This is a genomic window from Shewanella schlegeliana (genome assembly GCF_016765635.1).
GTDB classification, from domain to species: Bacteria; Pseudomonadota; Gammaproteobacteria; order Enterobacterales; family Shewanellaceae; genus Shewanella; species Shewanella schlegeliana.
In genome coordinates, this window is sequence record NZ_JAESVD010000009.1 from 121,661 (window position 1) to 138,325 (window position 16,665).

Here is a 16,665-nt window from a genome sequence, read left to right on the forward strand (position 1 = left end):
GGCAAGCTTGAAAAATAGGCATAATTAACTCACATGCTCTCGATGAAACATCGATAGATTAATTAGCGCACACTAAATAAAGCACAATTAAACAACAAGTTAGCAACAAAAAGTTCTGGACACTGCCTAAACTATATACTAAATTAAAAGTGTGACACAGATCACCATCAAAGTAATAAGGAACCTACTATGAGAAAAACAACAACTCGAGTAGCACTGTTAAGTGCAGGACTACTACTTTCAACGACAAGTCTTGCAGCTATGAGTCCTATTACGGAATGTAATGATTGCTCAAACCAAGCAGCATTGTCGGCGGCAACAGCAGAGAAAAGCGATAGCGTTTATGTGGTAGATTTTGTTAATCGCACCGCGCAGAAATTTGTCACAGACGGCAAAGGTTCCGCATTACTGACTAAGCTATCAGTAGGTGAGTTAAATCATCTCAATCAAGAATTCAATCATCGCAAAGTATATTTAAGAGCTGTAAAGCCTTAATTTAAAAGAAATATAACTGGTATATCAGGCCTTAATAAAGGCCTGTTTTTTTATATACCTTTTATCGAACTCCCGCCGCGATTAGCTCTAGCAACTAACGATACGCCTTAGTCATCGACAGCCCTTTATTACAGACAGAAGGCGCTCGATATCGGCCATATCATTATAAATATGCGGTGATACTCGGATCCCTTCACTACGCAGGTCCACACTAACATTAGCTTGTTGCAACGCTGCTAATACCTGCGGCTGTTTCCCTGCGAAATTTAAAATGAGCGTAGCGCTGCGTTTAGTCTCAAGCCGAGGCGATACCAGCTCAGTCTCAAATTGCTCGGCTACAACATCGATTAGCCATTGATTATGTTCGCGAAGCTTGTGAGAGCCAATTTCGGCAAAGTAACCTATGCTATGAGCCGCAATGACATAAGGGGCTATCGATGGCGTGCCACCCCAAAATTTAAATCCTGTTGGATGATAGCGGAAGTTATGGATATCGAACTCGAAGGGGTTTTCATGGCTAAACCAGCCCACATCTTTAGGCTGACAGCCCTCAATATGCTGTGAGTTAACCCACAAGTAGGCGGCTCCCGGACCACCGCAGAGCCACTTAACACTAGAGCCAATCATAAAGTCAGGTTGCAAAGCCTGTAAGTCTAATGGAACCACACCTGCCGATTGAGCCACATCGATAAGGGTCAGCACATTTTTTGACTTAGCTGTATTTACGATCTCACTCAGAGGCGCTTGCTGGCCCGTGTTGGAATACGCGTGGCTAACAAACACTAAATCCACGTCTGACTCGATCTGTGACCGCCACACTTCGGGGTCCGTTAAGTCTACAGATTTTGGAATAAAGCGTAACTCGCAACTCGAAGGCAGCGCTTTTTTAAGCGCAAACCCCATACTGGGAAAATCAAGCTCGCTCATGAGGATCACAGCCTTATCTGTCTCAAACTGCGGTAACGACATCACCAACTTTGTCAGTGCACTAGAGAGGTTAACCTGAGGACAAAACTCTTCGGCTCTGCCGTTAAATAACTTCGCCAGATTATTGCAGAAGAGGTCGATAACCTTTAACCACGCCTGCCAAGGCTCGACTCCTGATGATTGCCAAGGAGTAAAAAACTGCTCCGCAAATACCTGCTCTGCCGTTTTCAATGGCCGACCAACAGAGTGACTTAACAGGTAACTTCCTGGCACTAAACAGAAATCGTCTTTAAAAGATTGCATGTTACTCAGTCTCCAAACTCGACTTCAGCAATTGAATATCTTCATAGCGAGTACCAATATCACTGCGGTTAGCGGCGGCGCGTCTATCACGTAACTTCTCTAACGAATTAAGCAGCACATCCAACGGCGGGCCACTCGCAGTCACCTTAGACATATGTTGCTGTTCCATAGCCTTAGCAGGTTGGGCAATATACTTGGCCACCAGCTCATTATGATGTTGTATTGCCGTTTCTCCATGCAGAGCGCACACCTCAAGAAATAGCTTAACGTTTTGTTGATACCACGACTCATGGCTTAAGTGCGTCATATTCAATAGCTCATCCATAAAGCTACTGCGGCGCATACAGTCGCGTAATATGGCCTGATCTTCAGGCATCATATAGAGGAACTTATCCACCAACATCTGTGAATAACCAGGCTCATTAGCGCTGCATAATCCGAGCAGCATATCGATTACGTTAATGCCGGCAAAATCCCCTGCATTTGCGCCACGATATACCTGACAGCCCACACGATAGGGCTTGTAATAAGGGCGCACACAATAGAAAAAATCATCGGCATCTAACTGTTGAAATAGGACACGATTTGACTCAATCACATCACGCAGCGCCTGTTTAGCCACTAGGAGTAGATCATAGGCGATGGGATGATCTATGCCTAAGGGCTGGATCTTTAACAGCGCGTCGGCGGCCCGTTTATAGGCCAAAATACCTTTGGTGTTGTAATCGACAAACAGCTTCTCGGCATCGAGATCGGTAAAGCGTTTATACAAACCTTGCTGCGCACGGTTATGAGTCGTGAGATGCGCAGTCGCAAATCTAGGCGTTACGCCAATAGATGCGCCAATATGCATGGCTAGAGCTGATGCCTCTGTCAACGGTGATACTCGCTCCCTCGAAGGTTCGGTGATCTCATGCCGGCGACAAGCAGCCATATATAAGCCTACATTACCCAGCAGATCAAACGCATGGTCAAAACCTTCATCAGTGTTGCCTTCTGCCAACAAGCTAACAATCAGTTCACGGCCTTCAGACTCTAGCTGCGCCTTTAAATCATCACCGACTCCCTCGACGTTGGCACGATCGGCCTGATGACAATAAAGTCGTTCGAGCTTATTATTAAGCTCAACGAATCGGCTACGGATCCAGTAATCGAATGCCTGAGTATTTTGCGTCATCGCCTCTCCTTTCTGCGTTGTAACTATGAGTTAACCTAAATTAGCCTAGCAGCATACGTACGGTGTAAATCATCAAACGAGCCTTAATAACTTCCAATCAAGGTCGAGATCCACTATAAAAAGTCTAGTTGATATTGATTTTCACCATAAGAATAGAAAGGTTGCCAAGATGGATAACAAAGATCGCAATATACTCGCCATATTGCAGCGTCACGGTCGTATCGCGATCTCAGAACTCGCAGCCAGACTGAATATGTCTGATACACCCTGCCTTCGCCGTGTTAGAAAGCTCGAGCAAACTGGCGTGATCAGCGGCTATGCTGCGCAGATCGATCCTAAAGAGGTGGGACTCAATGTGATGGTTTATGCTTTCGTTCGTCTAAAAGAGAACTCGGATCAACACGCGATACTCTTCGAGGAGAGTATGGAAAACTTAGAGCAGGTCATGGAGTGCTCTGTAGTCACCGGCGCTCATGATTACCTATTAAAAATCGTTGCCAGCGATCTACTTAGTTATGAAAGCTTCGTCAAAAAATCCCTAGGCAGCCTAAACTGCATCGCAGGCATCGAATCGACCGTAGTACTAAAGCAGAACTTCTCACGCAGTACGCTGCCGCTATAGTCACATTTTTTACGGTGGATCATCTAACACAGAACCCTCGATTTTAAGGGCTGTTTTAAGGCAATAAAAATCGCTAGATGACTGGTCTACTAAAATTTAAGCAGTATTATTCGACTCAATATCAGTCGGTAAATAGGACAAATTATGTATAGCTTCGATTATTACAACCCAACACATATCAGCTTTGGTGAAGGTAAAATTGCCGAGTTAGATAACTTAATACCACAAGATGCAAAAGTATTAGTTCTGTTTGGCGGTAATAGCGCCAAAAGCACAGGAACACTGGATGAAGTAAAAACAGCCCTTAAACAGCGTAGCGTCGTTGAATTTGGTGGCATCGAGGCTAACCCTACTTACGAAACATTAATGCAAGCTGTAGAAGTGGTAAAACAGCAAGATATCGACTTCCTCCTCGCCGTTGGCGGTGGTTCGGTTATTGACGGTACTAAGTTCGTTGCCGCTGCTGCGCTATTTGATGGTGAACCATGGGATATTCTTTTAAGCTGGGGCGCTAAGGTCACTCAAGCTATGCCGTTCGGCACTGTATTAACCTTGCCAGCAACGGGCTCTGAAATGAACAGTGCTAGTGTGGTCACCCGCAAAGAATTTCAAGCTAAGCTGTCTTTTATGAGCAACCATGTTTTCCCTAAGTTCTCAGTATTAGACCCGAGTAAAACCTTCACCCTGCCCGAGCGCCAAGTTGCCAATGGTGTTGTCGACGCCTTTATCCACATCACAGAGCAATACCTAAACTACCCAGTTAATGCACCTGTTCAAGACAGGTTTGCCGAAGGCTTACTGCAAACCCTCATTGAACTCGGCCCTAAAGCATTAACTGAACCCAAAGACTTCGATGTGCGCGCCAACTTAATGTGGGTAGCAACCATGGCATTGAGCGGTGTTATAGGTAAAGGCGTACCACACGATTGGGCGGCCCACATGATTGGACATGAGATCACGGCTCTGTATGGCATCGACCATGCCCGCACTATCGCAATGGTTTTACCGGGCATGCTTGATGTTCGCCGCGAAGGAAAGCAGGATAAACTCCTCCAATACGCAGATCGAGTCTGGGGAATTAACCAAGGCACTAAAGACGAGATCATTGATGCTGCGATTGCTAAGACCCGTGAATTCTTTGAAAACATGGGGATCAAAACTCGTCTATCGGACTATGAATTGGATAACAGCAGCATCGATGCAATCGTTAGCCAACTTGAAGCTCACGGTATGACGGCACTCGGGGAAAAACAAGATGTTGATCTTGCCATGAGCCACAAAATATTAACCCGAAACCTTTAACTTTTAGCTTAGTTAGCCGACAGTTTAGCGAGTGTCGGCCAATCACTCTACACATAGAAAAGGATAATAGAATGAAGATATTGATGGTACTCACCTCACACGACAAACTTGGCGACACAGGCTTAAAAACAGGCTTCTGGCTTGAAGAGTTTGCCAGTCCTTTTTACCGTTTTAAAGATAGCGGTTTTCAGATCACTTTAGCCTCACCAGCGGGTGGACAACCTCCATTGGATCCAAACAGTGAACAAGCCGATTTTCAAACGGCGGCAACAGAACGCTTCAATCAAGATGAGCAAGCCAAACAACTGTTGGCCACCACTCACGTATTAGTAGACATTGATCAAGCTGATTACGATGCCGTTTTCTATCCTGGTGGACATGGTCCTTTATGGGATCTCACCAACGATGCTCACTCTATCGCATTAATAGAAGCCTTCTATCAAGCTAACAAACCTGTAGGCTTGGTGTGCCACGCGCCGGGGGCACTTAAAAATGTCAAAGCCGCTGACGGTTCACCTTTAGTCGCTGGCAAACAAGTCACTGGCTTTACTAACGGTGAAGAAGCTGCCGTGCAGCTCACCGAAATCGTGCCTTTCCTTGTGGAAGATATGATGCTGGCAAATGGTGCCTTATATACCAAAGGAGATGATTGGGCTAGTCACCTTGCCGTTGATGGCAACTTGATCACAGGTCAAAACCCAGCATCTTCTGAAGTGGTAGCAGATGAGATCATCAAGCAACTGAAGTAGAAATATGACGGCTTATACTAAGCTGTTGAATCTATCCGCAATAGTTTTGATATAGAGCTGTAATACGATAAAAGCTAGCACCTAGGTTAAGCCTAAGACGACAGCAAACAAAAAGCAGCCGACAAGCTGCTTTTTGTTTGCTAATCGCGATATAAGCTTACTAGTTCAACCTAGAGCCCAGTTTACTTACGTAACTGACACATATAATGTTCATCGAAGAACTGCACGCTCGCCTCTCCCTGATGCTCCCAGAACTCAAAGTTACGCCCTTGGTATTTTGCGCCGCTGCCACTGCGCACATTGGTAGCCTGCAGTTGCTGCTCGCCCATTTTCTCACTCGAAAAGGTAAACACCGCAGTAACTGGGTCGAGCTGGGTATAAAATACGGCTGTTATCTGTGGATGCTCACCACAGTCAAAGACTACGGCTGGCGGCACCTCTAGCAATCCACCTTGGATCTGCAGTTCGATCATTCTGCTCTGATAACTGTACAGTGTACACTCACGCACATCTTGCGCCTTCCAGCAGTCGTTACGGCCTTTGATCCAACCTCTCTGCGTCACCTTAGGCTGCTCTGCAGCTGGGATGTTAACCACCGCCGCCTTAAAAACCTGTTCCATTTGTCTATCAAGCTGCGCAAGTTCAACGTCATGACAAATAAGTGTCTCAACCTGCCCCTGAGCCTTAGTGCAATCAAAGCTAGGTAAAGCAGGCTCGGTCACTTGGGATTGCTTTGTTGCAGTAGCTTGCTGCTCGACCACCTTTTGCTTATCCACAGCGCTACAGGCTGTCAGTAAGACTAGGCAGCTTGCCATAATATATTTTTGCATCTGTTTTCCTTTGATTAATCTCATGCGGCCCTAATTCATGACTCTTTTATGAACTCTAATATTTTGAAAATTAGGTAAGATTTACTCTAGCACTAAAGATAGCAAATTTTTATCTGCCATACTTGAGTGTTATCTTCCCCATAATAAAGTCGATGCTTTTTTATGGAAAAACAGCTACTCTTCCAGTGATTACAACCCCGTAACAAAGGACGTCACGATGCGTATTGGCTTAGCTCTATTACTATTATTGGCTGCAACCTTTGCTCATGCGACTATTTATAAATGGGTGGATGAGGACGGTACAGTTCACTTCTCTGACAAACCAGTCAAAAATGCCGAAGTCGTCGAGTTAAAAGAGAATACCCAAAACAATATCAAACTCCCCGAAGTCATCGCCCTACCAAGCATGCAATCTGACACCGACAGTGAAAAGGTCAAATATAAAGTTCAGATTGTCTCTCCCACAGAGGAGGAGAGCATTCATAACAACGAGGGAGATATCACCATTATCGCCAATATTGAGCCGCAGTTATCTTCCGCCCATGAACTGGCTCTGTTTATGGACGGGCAGCAGATTGGCAATACACAGCAGCACGGCATCTTCAAGCTCAACAATATTGATCGCGGCGAACATAGCTTTGTCGTTAAAGTATTGAGTAAAAACGGCAAACAACTTGCATCGACTCCAGTGAGAATAGTATTTCTTCATCGGACGACTATTAATGGGCCTACACATGTTAGACCTCAGCCTAGAGGGAATGAATAAAAGCCCTAGAATAGATTAACTTAGGATTACTTTGATTTAGTCGACATTCCGATGACGTTCGGTTGCAGCTTGCACCACTTTGGTGCACCATGGTGGTGCAATCAACTAAGATGCCTAAGCATCGGCATAATTCGGAGTAGCTAATGGATACCAATTTATTGCTCAATCATTTAGTAACGGCTGTGCTCGTTATCAATGAAGAGCTTGAGTTACTCTATGTCAATACGGCCACTGAGCAACTGCTCGGCGTAGGCAGCAATCGACTCACTGAGCAGCCTCTCCCCGAACACTATCAACTGCTAGGAGTCGAGCCTCAGGTGCTTAAACAAGCTATCTGCGAAGGCCAAGGGCTCAACATTAACACCGTACCGTTAGTGACTATAGATGGCCAGCAACACACTGTCGATATCACTCTGACGCCACTGGAACAGGAGCAAAATCTTGCCCTGATAGAGTTACGTCAAGTTGATCAACAGCGACGTATTCACCAGCAGTTGACCCAAGATGCCCAGCAGCAAGCGGCGCAGTTTTTAGTGCGTAACCTCGCCCATGAAATTAAGAATCCCCTAGGTGGACTGCGTGGAGCGGCACAGTTGTTGTCTCGTGAGCTAAAAGAGCCGGAGCTTAACGAATTTACCGATCTGATTATTGAGCAGGCCGATAGACTACGCAGCTTAGTCGACCGTTTGCTCGGTCCGCAGAAGCCGACACAACATAGCCTGTACAACATTCATGAAGTCATCCAAAAAGTCGTCAAGTTAGTCAACGTCACCTTGCCTAACAATATTGAACTGACTCAGGATTATGACCCCTCGATCCCAGATATCGAGATGGATCCGGATCAGCTGCAACAGGCTATTTTAAATATCGTGCAAAACGCGATACAAGCCCTAGAGCCGAGCGGCGGTAATATTCGACTCAAGACTCGAACACAGCACCAAGTCACCATAGGCACTAAGCGCCATAAGCTAGTACTCATGTTGTCGATTATTGATAACGGTCCCGGCATTCAACCCGATCTGATGGACACGCTGTTTTATCCTATGGTCACCGGCCGTGAGCAGGGCTCAGGTCTAGGGCTCTCTATCGCTCATAACTTTGCCCGTTTGCATGGTGGCCGTATCGATTGTGATTCCACTGTCGGCTACACAGAATTTACCATTACCCTACCCATCAATAGTTAATAAGAGGAAAACACTAGATGACTGAACAAGTTTGGATCCTCGACGACGATAGCTCGATACGTTGGGTATTAGAAAAAGCATTACAGAGCGCCAAATTTAGCAGTGCCAGCTTCGCGGCTGCCGAGTCACTATGGCAAGCATTAGAGATGGCACAACCACAAGTGATCGTCTCAGATATCCGTATGCCCGGTACCGATGGCTTAACACTGCTAGAGCGATTACAGAACCACTATCCGCATATCCCCGTTATCATCATGACGGCGCATTCTGATCTCGACAGCGCAGTGAGCGCCTATCAAGCGGGTGCCTTTGAGTATCTGCCTAAGCCTTTCGATATCGATGAGGCGATTTCACTAGTCGAGCGGGCACTCACTCATGCCAAGGAGCAGTCCTCAACCATCACCACAGAGGAGCCACTAGTCGCCACGCCGGAGATTATTGGTGAAGCCCCAGCAATGCAGGAAGTATTTAGGGCTATCGGTCGCCTTTCTCGCTCCTCGATTAGCGTCTTGATCAACGGCCAATCGGGTACGGGTAAAGAGCTGGTCGCCAGCGCGTTGCATAAACACAGCCCCCGTAAGGGTAAGTCCTTTATTGCCATCAACATGGCGGCGATCCCAAAAGATCTGATTGAATCAGAGCTATTTGGTCATGAGAAAGGTGCGTTCACTGGGGCAGGCAGCGTTCGCCAAGGCCGCTTCGAGCAAGCTAATGGCGGTACACTATTCTTAGATGAAATTGGCGATATGCCTTTAGATGTGCAGACTCGATTACTGCGAGTTCTAGCCGATGGTCAGTTCTATCGTGTCGGTGGCCACTCGCCAGTGCAGGTAGATGTGCGTATCATCGCCGCCACCCATCAAAACCTTGAGCAGCTGGTACAGCAGGGGGATTTTCGTGAAGATCTGTTCCACCGCTTAAATGTCATTCGTGTGCATCTGCCCCCTCTGTCTCAGCGCCGTGAAGATATCCCCCAGCTTGCACGCCACTTCTTGATGATCGCCGCCAAGGAGATAGGTGTTGAACCTAAGGTGCTGACCAAGGAAACCGCCACTAAGCTATCGCAACTGCCTTGGCCGGGTAATGTGCGCCAACTGGAAAACACCTGTCGCTGGTTAACCGTAATGGCATCGGGGCAGGAGATCTTGCCACTGGATCTGCCGCCGGAGCTACTGCAAGAGCCTAAGTTCAGCCCTACCCAATCCAGCGAGAGCGATGACTGGCAAGGCGCACTAAAGCTGTTTATCGACCAAAGACTCAGTGATGGCGATAGCGATCTACTAACCGAAGTGCAACCGGCGTTCGAGCGAATCTTACTGGAAACGGCACTTAAGCATACTAATGGCCATAAGCAGGCAGCAGCTAAGCGCCTAGGGTGGGGCCGCAACACCTTGACCCGAAAATTGAAAGAGCTAGAGATGGATTAACAGCCTTCTCAATAACGACTTGCAACAAAAAAGGAGAACCATAGGCTCTCCTTTTTTACTTCTAAGCTAATAACTAAACCGGATCTTGGTGAATAATCACTTCAGATTCGACAAACTCCTTACGCACCCGTTCGGAGGTCTCGACGGCAATTTTATGGGCTTGATGTAAGCTCAGCTCACCGTCTAACTCAAGGTGAAACTGAATAAACATTGTCTTGCCAGATTCGCGAGTTCGCAAATCGTGGATCCCTTTTACTTGCGGATCGAGTTTAGCTATTTCGATGATCTTTGCACGGGTTTCATCATCTAACTCTCTATCGAGCAGCGATTGCACCGAACGATAAGCTAAACCGATCGCTTGCTGACCAATAAACAGCGCTATCAGCAGTGCGAATAGGCCGTCGGCCCACCACCAACCATACTGAGACAAAACTAATGCCAGCAACACCGCAGCATTTAAGAATAGATCCGACTTGTAATGTAGCGCATCGGCTTCAACCACGGTACTTGAGGTCGCCGCTAAAGCTCTTTTCTGTAGCGTCACCAAGGCTAGGGTTAGCACTATTGCAATAATAGAAACAACCACACCTAAGGTCGCATGCTGCACCTCAACAGGGTTAATCAGACGCTCACCACCATGCAGCAGTAACAAGAAGGCGGAGCCAAGAATAAAGGCTGATTGCGCAAGGGAGGCTAACGGTTCAGCCTTACCATGCCCATAGCGATGATCTTGATCGGCAGGCACGATAGCGTAGCGAATCGCAATAAAATTAACGATTGATGCCAGCGCATCCGCAAAGGAGTCGGTCAAAGATGCCAACATACTGGCAGAACCCGAGTACATCCATGCCGCAAGTTTGATGATAATAAGGGTAAAAGCTGTCGCGACCGCGGCGCGGCTGGCCAGCTTAACCCAGAAATCATATTGGGAAGTGTCATTCATAAAATCTGTTTACTAATAAAGTAAGGGAAACACAGATTCTAAGTCTATAACAAACGAGAGGGAAAAACTGATGATTTCCCTCAAGTTAATACCAATAGGCGTAATCGAAAAAAATAATTAGCCTACAGGGCGAACCATATGGCGTATTGCGCCAGGCTCATTATCGATTGTGATGCTTTTCAAAACGTTGTTTGAATTTCTCCTGCTGCTCCGGTGTCAGCAGTTGGTAGGCTTGGTTTTGCAGCTTCAACATCTCCACCACTCTTTGCTGACGCGCCTCTTGCTTAGCCGCTAGCGCTTGCTTAACTGCCTCTTCGCTGAAGTTAGTCGTAGTAATAAAATCTAGCATCTGTGCCTTTTGTGCCGCACGTTGCTCTTTTGAAGGACGCTTTTGCTTCATCTCATCACGATGAGCGCTAAACAGCGCCTTGATTTCAGTTTTTTGCTCGTCAGTTAGATCTAAGCCACGGAACATTTTACGCATGTCGTGATGTCCACCACGCTCACCTTTCATCTGGTGATAAGCTTTGCCCTCGTGTGAACCGTGCTGACCTTCACCTGCACTAACGCCTGCGGTTAATAATACACTGCTGGCCACTATGGCAAGCAAACCTGCTTTTAACGTATTCTTTTTCATCATGGTAGCCTCAATAATTGTGCTTAGCCCCGCTAAGCTTGCTTTGACGCTTATCAGTTTAGTTGGCTCAATGTAATGTTGGGTTTATATAGCGTAAAACTCTGTAAAGCAGTTTAAATATCCCGCAATGCTTAGATCTTTACGTTGAATTACACTCCTAAACCGCAATTGACATCAAACAGGGTATACTCAGCATAGTAAGAGTAGATAAAAGGGTAAATATGAGCCGTATATTGTTGGTAGATGATGACTTAGGTCTATCTGAGTTGCTTGCACAACTGCTGGAACTTGAAGGTTTCGAGCTAACACTCGCCCATGATGGGCAGGCAGGCCTAGATCTCGCGTTAGAGCAGCAGTTCGACCTTATCCTACTCGATGTCATGCTGCCCAAACTCAATGGGTTTGAAGTATTACGCGCACTTCGCAGTAAGAAGCAGACGCCGGTATTGATGCTAACGGCTCGCGGCGATGAAATCGATCGCGTGGTCGGCTTAGAGATCGGTGCCGATGACTATCTACCTAAGCCATTCAACGACAGAGAACTGGTCGCGCGCATCCGTGCCATTATCCGCCGCACCCATATTCAGCCTAATGAAACGCAGCAAACCACTCATCATTATGGCGATATAAAGCTGGATCCTGCGCGTCAGGAGGTGCATTGCCAAGATCAACTCATCATCCTTACCGGAACCGAGTTCAGCTTACTGTTTGAACTAATTAAAAATACTGGCGAACTGGCAAGCAAAGAGGCGTTAAGCGAAAAAGTACTCGGCAAAAAGCTGATGCCTTTCGATCGTAGCTTAGATATGCACCTTTCTAATCTGCGTAAGAAGATGCCAGAGCGCGATGACGGCCGCCCACGGGTTAAGACCATTCGCGGTAAAGGTTACATCTGGTTACCCTAATGAAGCTTAGACAAGCCCCCAATAATATCTTCGTTAAATTACTACTGGGCTTTTGGCTGTGTAGCTCTTTAATCATCGCCTTGATTGGTTTGCTGCCTCTGTTGCAACAAAACCATGATCAAGCTGAGCTCCCTCCAGCTCTTGAGCGTATGCTTGCGCGCAGCGCTGAGCGAATCGCTAGCAACCCGCAAGTACTCGGCTCAGAAAAACTCAAACATTGGAGTCGCTTCAAAGAGTTTAAGGGGCGTCCTGCACGCATCTATTTAGTCGATGAGTATGGCAAGATCCTCAATAGCCATAAGCAATCTCGCTCACTGAGACGTTTTATGTTGATGGCCGATGAAGCAGGTCATCCGATTAAGCATCAATTTAGAGACGAGCTATTATTCGGCCCTTATAACTTCAATGTTGAAGGCAAGCCCTACAGCCTCTACGGCCGCTTGCCCGAGCACCATCCAAGACCTTGGTTTTTCTTTTTCATCGACAATAAGATCCTTACCTTAAGTATTGCTATTTTGCTATCAGGCTTGCTGTGTGGCTTGTTTGCTTGGCATCTAGGTAAACCTCTGCGTTCACTGAAACGCAGCGCCGACGCTCTTGCCGACGGTGATTTGAGTAGCCGAGTGGATATGGGGACGGTGAAACGTAACGATGAAATTGGCCAACTGGCGCAAGCCTTTAATGGTATGGCTGACTCGGTGGAAGATATGGTCAATAGTCAGCAAAGGCTGATCAGTGACATCTCCCATGAACTGCGTACCCCACTGACCAGACTAAAACTGTCTTTGGCATTGAGTCGTAAAAAAGGCCAGCAAACGCCAGAGATGGAACGCATTGAATATGAGGCTGACCAGCTAGAGCTGATGATTGCCGAGCTACTAGAACTGTCACGAGTAAAACTTAACGCCAATGAGACTAAGCGCAATCTAGAACTAGCAGAAACCTTAAGCCAAGTGTTAGACGATGCCGATTTCGAAGCTCAACAGCAACAAAAACAGCTACATATAGATATCGATGAATCTATCGTGTTACCGCTTTATCCTAGACCCCTATCTAGGGCTGTAGAGAATTTGCTACGCAACGCGATCCGCTACGCCGATACCCAAGTCTCTATTCGGGCCTTAGCTCAAAGCAACAGCATATTGATAGAGATTATCGATGATGGCCCGGGGATCATTGATGAGGCCGACTTAGACGCGATTTTTAAACCTTTTTACCGTCCACAGTCTGCCCGTGAAAGGGAATCCGGTGGCTGGGGCTTAGGCCTAGCGATTGCCAAGGCGGCAATTCAAGCCCATCAAGGCAAGATAAAGGCTGAGAACTGTCAGCCTCACGGATTAAAAATAAGTATCAGTCTGCCTTTTTCAAGCTGAAACAAGGTTAATCATTTGTCGCTTGATGATGACTGATTAAATGGCGACTCAAACGCAATACTTCAGCAGCCGTTTTACCTAAGGTATAACGGCCAGCTAAAGGTTGCTGCTGATTGTAGTTAGATAGCCAGCGACCAAACTCATCATTCAGCTGTGCCAAAGATGCAACGTTATGGCTTTTTAAATAAGGCTCAAAAAACTCATTGTAAGAAAAGGTTTGAAACCTCGCAGCTAAACCATTTACCACTGGACCATTATAGGCACGCATCTGGATATGGTTAATCCTGTTATCAATCAACGCTAAACTATACTCAGGGCTTTTTCTTTCCGAGAACTCTGTACCTCTATCGGTCAAAATACTGTTAATTTCAATATTGTTGTCATGATACCAAGGCAAAACAAACTCTTTCAGAAAGGTAACAACTGCCGCGGAGCTATTATCTTCCATCACAACTGCAATAGTGTATTGGCTATAGCCATCAACAAAACTATGAAGATATAACTGACCTAGTGGTGTGATCACGCCTAAATCATAAGTATCCTGCACGCAGATATCTCCAGGATAGAGGCATTCAAAATTTGAGTCATTAGGAGCTAATTTATAGATCTGCTCTATATGATGCTCATTCGGCTTTAATAACTGATCTTGTTGAAGCTTAGTATGTAAGGCTAATAAGCGATTTTTCTTAGTTTCTAAATTATGTCTCAACCAGATTGTGCGTACGCCGCTAGCTGAAATACAACAGCCTCTAGCAGTCAGTAACTCAGCGACTTTAGCTTGGCCATAATTAGGGTAATCTAACGCAATCTCAATCACCTGCTCTTCAACTTCTTGAGACACTCGATTTTTAATAGCAGGCTTCTTACGAGACAGGTTTTTTAAGCCTCTTTCACCAACGGCTTCATACTGCTTTTTAAAACGATAATAACTGTCCCTGCTATAGCCCATAATTTCACAAGCTTTACTTATACTGCCGAGCTCTGTTGCGAGCTGAAGTAGTGCTAACTTGCTACGGATTTCGTTATTTTTTGCGCTCATAGCTTATCTCATTACACCTAAACTCTAACCAAACACACCATTAGGGGTATATCCTAACAACCTAAACCAAGTTTCACCCATAAAAATACTCACGGCCCAACCTATTACTAGCATTGTAAAACCAAATTTAAAGGTATCACTTAAGCTGTATTGATCAGTTGAATATAGCAACAGTGCAGGCTTACTATTAAATGGCAACACGTATACGTGCTCTATCAGCAAGGCAACAGGAAGCGCCAAGCTCATAATTGAAAAATCAAAGCGCTGTGCAATTCCTATAGCTATTGGCACAAACAGCATGGTTCGCATAGTTTTTGACTGAAATACCAATGAGCTAAATAGCATAGCTCCTGTCAGTAATATATAAAACACACCAAAGGGTGTTGTTTCATCCAAACCAAAATACTCTAAGCTAAAGTTTACCGCCAAATTTGGTAGATCAGTTTGTTTAAACCCGGCTCCTAATGTGTAAGCACCTGCAGAGAACAACAGTAGATGCCAAGGTACATCCACCTGGTTCCAGTTAACCACACCAAGTCTCGGCGCTAAGGCTACAATAGCCCCAATAAAGGCAATAGCTGTTGCACTAATACCATGGTACTTATCGGTCGCCCAGAATATTAAGATAGTTACAAAAATCACCAGAGACTTTACTTCCCTAAAAGAAATAGGCCCCATTTTGGCTAATTCCTCTTTTAAACGATCCATGCCGCCATCAATTTGCGGCAGCCGCTCTTCTGGCGCTAGAGGAAAAAAGATTTTTGTCGCGATCAACCAGCCGATGACAATCATACAAATGACAATCGGTAAGGCCACTATCATCCAATCAGCAAAGAAAAAACTCCCTCCTATTGCCCCCGCAATTAAACTTGCAGCAAGCAAATTAGCACCAGAACCGGTCACAAATGCACCAGCACAAAGATTGATCTGCAACAGATTTTGCAGCACTAAATTTCGGCCAAAATTGTTTTTATTGTTACCGCCTCTAGCGCCATAAACCGCCGCGATCACCATGAATATCGGCATCAAAATAGCAGCCTTCGCGGTTGTCGCTGAGATAAACGCCGACAGCGCAAGATTAATCACCATAAAGCTATAAAAAATGGGAGTGGCACTGGTACCAAAACGACAAATAAACCAAAGTGCAAAACGCTTAGCTGCGCCAGATGAGACCAACATAGACGCCAGGATGAAGGATAAAATATTGAGCCACATAATCGGATGACCTAATTGAGCATAAGCCACTTTTTCTGGCAATACTCCGGTAAGCACCATGGCAATAATTACCATCAAAGAGGTCAGGTAATTAGGAATAGGCTCTGTAATCCATAAGATCACTGCAGTGCAAAAAATGGCAAACATCGCCTGCCCATGCCAGCTAAATAGCACCGCCCCGACGTCTTGAAAATGTTCAGCAGCAGTTTTACTTAACGTACTTGGATCAAAGTTAACCAAAAATGATGCCGGCTCACTTAGCAGCATATAACTAAATACGGCGAGTGCAATCCAGCTTCCCGCTTTAGCAAGCCACTGCTCAAATACGCTTTTACTTCTTATCGGCAGAGTTTCCATTCGATACTGATTCATATCGAGTGGATCGGCACTATTTCCCGCTTCCTCGATTGTCTCTACGCCATCATTGACGGAGGCTTTATTCTTTTTCCCCTCCGACATCTGCAACGATTCGATTGTATTAACATTTCCCTGAGTCATCTTAACAGTGCCCTTCATTAGGTAGTCGTTACATAGACATTACTCGTAAATGTGTTTACAAAACAGGATCCAGATCAACATACGAGCAACTTAGTTTTTACCAAAATAAATCACACTAAAAACAAAAGTTAATAAATATAAAGTTAAACACCTTACAATCAAGTGCTTACCAGCCACGCATTGACCAACAAAAGCACAAAGTGTAAGATTAGGTTGTGACTTTTTTAACAAAAATTGATCTTGATCGGTTTTTTTTATTTTTGAAGTGCGTAC

The 16,665-nt window shown here is 45.6% G+C and carries 16 protein-coding genes; 9 read left to right on the forward strand and 7 right to left on the reverse strand.

All coding sequences use genetic code 11. From position 1 onward, the window contains the following. Positions 1-189: 189 nt before the first annotated feature. Entirely contained in the window at positions 190-495 is a 306-nt protein-coding gene (locus JMA39_RS15675; protein ID WP_202722794.1) for a hypothetical protein, read from the forward strand. Positions 496-606: 111 nt separating this feature from the next. On the opposite strand, the gene JMA39_RS15680 is transcribed toward JMA39_RS15675, so the two are convergent. Continuing rightward, complete coding sequence (locus JMA39_RS15680) at positions 607-1,725, reverse strand: aminotransferase class V-fold PLP-dependent enzyme (RefSeq protein ID WP_202722795.1); 1,119 nt, start codon at positions 1,723-1,725, stop codon at positions 607-609. Position 1,726: 1 nt separating this feature from the next. Beyond that, a complete protein-coding gene (locus JMA39_RS15685; protein ID WP_202722796.1) occupies positions 1,727-2,902 on the reverse strand; it encodes a PrnB family protein in 1,176 nt (391 codons plus the stop codon). 169 nt (positions 2,903-3,071) lie between these two features. On the opposite strand from JMA39_RS15685, the gene JMA39_RS15690 reads away from it, so the two are divergent. The 3 genes from JMA39_RS15690 (at position 3,072) to JMA39_RS15700 (ending at position 5,575) form a co-directional block, all read left to right on the forward strand. Further along, complete coding sequence (locus JMA39_RS15690; protein WP_202722797.1) at positions 3,072-3,524, forward strand: Lrp/AsnC family transcriptional regulator; 453 nt, start codon at positions 3,072-3,074, stop codon at positions 3,522-3,524. A gap of 144 nt (positions 3,525-3,668) precedes the next feature. Continuing rightward, positions 3,669-4,826 carry an iron-containing alcohol dehydrogenase gene (locus JMA39_RS15695; protein ID WP_202722798.1) on the forward strand — a complete coding sequence of 386 codons (1,158 nt, stop codon included), beginning with the start codon at positions 3,669-3,671 and terminating at the stop codon, positions 4,824-4,826. A 71-nt stretch (positions 4,827-4,897) separates the two neighbouring features. Then, positions 4,898-5,575, forward strand: coding sequence for a type 1 glutamine amidotransferase domain-containing protein (locus JMA39_RS15700; protein ID WP_202722799.1), 678 nt, complete (start codon positions 4,898-4,900; stop codon positions 5,573-5,575). Positions 5,576-5,757: 182 nt separating this feature from the next. Here JMA39_RS15700 and JMA39_RS15705 read toward each other — a convergent pair whose 3' ends face one another. Then, complete coding sequence (locus JMA39_RS15705; protein ID WP_202722800.1) at positions 5,758-6,405, reverse strand: MliC family protein; 648 nt, start codon at positions 6,403-6,405, stop codon at positions 5,758-5,760. Between the two features lie 217 nt (positions 6,406-6,622). On the opposite strand from JMA39_RS15705, the gene JMA39_RS15710 reads away from it, so the two are divergent. From JMA39_RS15710 to glnG, 3 genes are all read left to right on the forward strand, one after another. Next, the gene (locus tag JMA39_RS15710) at positions 6,623-7,171 is read left to right on the forward strand and encodes a DUF4124 domain-containing protein (RefSeq protein WP_202722801.1); all 549 of its coding nucleotides are present in this window, start codon (positions 6,623-6,625) and stop codon (positions 7,169-7,171) included. A 143-nt stretch (positions 7,172-7,314) separates the two neighbouring features. Next, a complete protein-coding gene (glnL, locus tag JMA39_RS15715) occupies positions 7,315-8,355 on the forward strand; it encodes a nitrogen regulation protein NR(II) (RefSeq protein WP_202722802.1) in 1,041 nt (346 codons plus the stop codon). 17 nt (positions 8,356-8,372) lie between these two features. Continuing rightward, positions 8,373-9,782, forward strand: coding sequence for a nitrogen regulation protein NR(I) (glnG, locus tag JMA39_RS15720; RefSeq protein ID WP_202722803.1), 1,410 nt, complete (start codon positions 8,373-8,375; stop codon positions 9,780-9,782). A gap of 73 nt (positions 9,783-9,855) precedes the next feature. Here glnG and fieF read toward each other — a convergent pair whose 3' ends face one another. Both fieF and JMA39_RS15730 read right to left on the reverse strand, forming a co-directional pair. After that, the gene (gene fieF / locus JMA39_RS15725; protein ID WP_202722804.1) at positions 9,856-10,725 is read right to left on the reverse strand and encodes a cation efflux pump FieF; all 870 of its coding nucleotides are present in this window, start codon (positions 10,723-10,725) and stop codon (positions 9,856-9,858) included. Positions 10,726-10,885: 160 nt separating this feature from the next. Next, on the reverse strand, positions 10,886-11,365 hold the full coding sequence (locus JMA39_RS15730) for a Spy/CpxP family protein refolding chaperone (RefSeq protein ID WP_202722805.1): 480 nt from the start codon (positions 11,363-11,365) through the stop codon (positions 10,886-10,888). A gap of 218 nt (positions 11,366-11,583) precedes the next feature. Here JMA39_RS15730 and JMA39_RS15735 point away from each other — a divergent pair, with 218 nt between their 5' ends. Beyond that, entirely contained in the window at positions 11,584-12,267 is a 684-nt protein-coding gene (locus JMA39_RS15735; RefSeq protein WP_202722806.1) for a response regulator, read from the forward strand. Beyond that, the gene (locus JMA39_RS15740; RefSeq protein ID WP_202722807.1) at positions 12,267-13,640 is read left to right on the forward strand and encodes an ATP-binding protein; all 1,374 of its coding nucleotides are present in this window, start codon (positions 12,267-12,269) and stop codon (positions 13,638-13,640) included. The genes JMA39_RS15735 and JMA39_RS15740 overlap by 1 nt, the downstream gene beginning before the upstream one ends. Before the next feature lie 7 nt (positions 13,641-13,647). Here the strand turns inward: JMA39_RS15740 and JMA39_RS15745 are convergent, their stop codons facing one another. Both JMA39_RS15745 and JMA39_RS15750 read right to left on the reverse strand, forming a co-directional pair. Further along, positions 13,648-14,679: a helix-turn-helix domain-containing protein gene (locus JMA39_RS15745; RefSeq protein ID WP_202722808.1), complete on the reverse strand. Its 1,032-nt coding sequence runs from the start codon at positions 14,677-14,679 to the stop codon at positions 13,648-13,650. Between the two features lie 24 nt (positions 14,680-14,703). After that, complete coding sequence (locus JMA39_RS15750; protein WP_237732858.1) at positions 14,704-16,410, reverse strand: SLC13 family permease; 1,707 nt, start codon at positions 16,408-16,410, stop codon at positions 14,704-14,706. Positions 16,411-16,665 lie beyond the last annotated feature (255 nt).

Coding starts and splice junctions, on each gene's coding strand:
- JMA39_RS15675 (WP_202722794.1), top strand. CDS start 190: ATGAGAAAAACAACAACTCGAGTAGCACTGTTAAGTGCAGGACTACTA.
- JMA39_RS15680 (WP_202722795.1), bottom strand. CDS start 1,725: ATGCAATCTTTTAAAGACGATTTCTGTTTAGTGCCAGGAAGTTACCTG.
- JMA39_RS15685 (WP_202722796.1), bottom strand. CDS start 2,902: ATGACGCAAAATACTCAGGCATTCGATTACTGGATCCGTAGCCGATTC.
- JMA39_RS15690 (WP_202722797.1), top strand. CDS start 3,072: ATGGATAACAAAGATCGCAATATACTCGCCATATTGCAGCGTCACGGT.
- JMA39_RS15695 (WP_202722798.1), top strand. CDS start 3,669: ATGTATAGCTTCGATTATTACAACCCAACACATATCAGCTTTGGTGAA.
- JMA39_RS15700 (WP_202722799.1), top strand. CDS start 4,898: ATGAAGATATTGATGGTACTCACCTCACACGACAAACTTGGCGACACA.
- JMA39_RS15705 (WP_202722800.1), bottom strand. CDS start 6,405: ATGCAAAAATATATTATGGCAAGCTGCCTAGTCTTACTGACAGCCTGT.
- JMA39_RS15710 (WP_202722801.1), top strand. CDS start 6,623: ATGCGTATTGGCTTAGCTCTATTACTATTATTGGCTGCAACCTTTGCT.
- glnL (WP_202722802.1), top strand. CDS start 7,315: ATGGATACCAATTTATTGCTCAATCATTTAGTAACGGCTGTGCTCGTT.
- glnG (WP_202722803.1), top strand. CDS start 8,373: ATGACTGAACAAGTTTGGATCCTCGACGACGATAGCTCGATACGTTGG.
- fieF (WP_202722804.1), bottom strand. CDS start 10,725: ATGAATGACACTTCCCAATATGATTTCTGGGTTAAGCTGGCCAGCCGC.
- JMA39_RS15730 (WP_202722805.1), bottom strand. CDS start 11,365: ATGATGAAAAAGAATACGTTAAAAGCAGGTTTGCTTGCCATAGTGGCC.
- JMA39_RS15735 (WP_202722806.1), top strand. CDS start 11,584: ATGAGCCGTATATTGTTGGTAGATGATGACTTAGGTCTATCTGAGTTG.
- JMA39_RS15740 (WP_202722807.1), top strand. CDS start 12,267: ATGAAGCTTAGACAAGCCCCCAATAATATCTTCGTTAAATTACTACTG.
- JMA39_RS15745 (WP_202722808.1), bottom strand. CDS start 14,679: ATGAGCGCAAAAAATAACGAAATCCGTAGCAAGTTAGCACTACTTCAG.
- JMA39_RS15750 (WP_237732858.1), bottom strand. CDS start 16,410: ATGAAGGGCACTGTTAAGATGACTCAGGGAAATGTTAATACAATCGAA.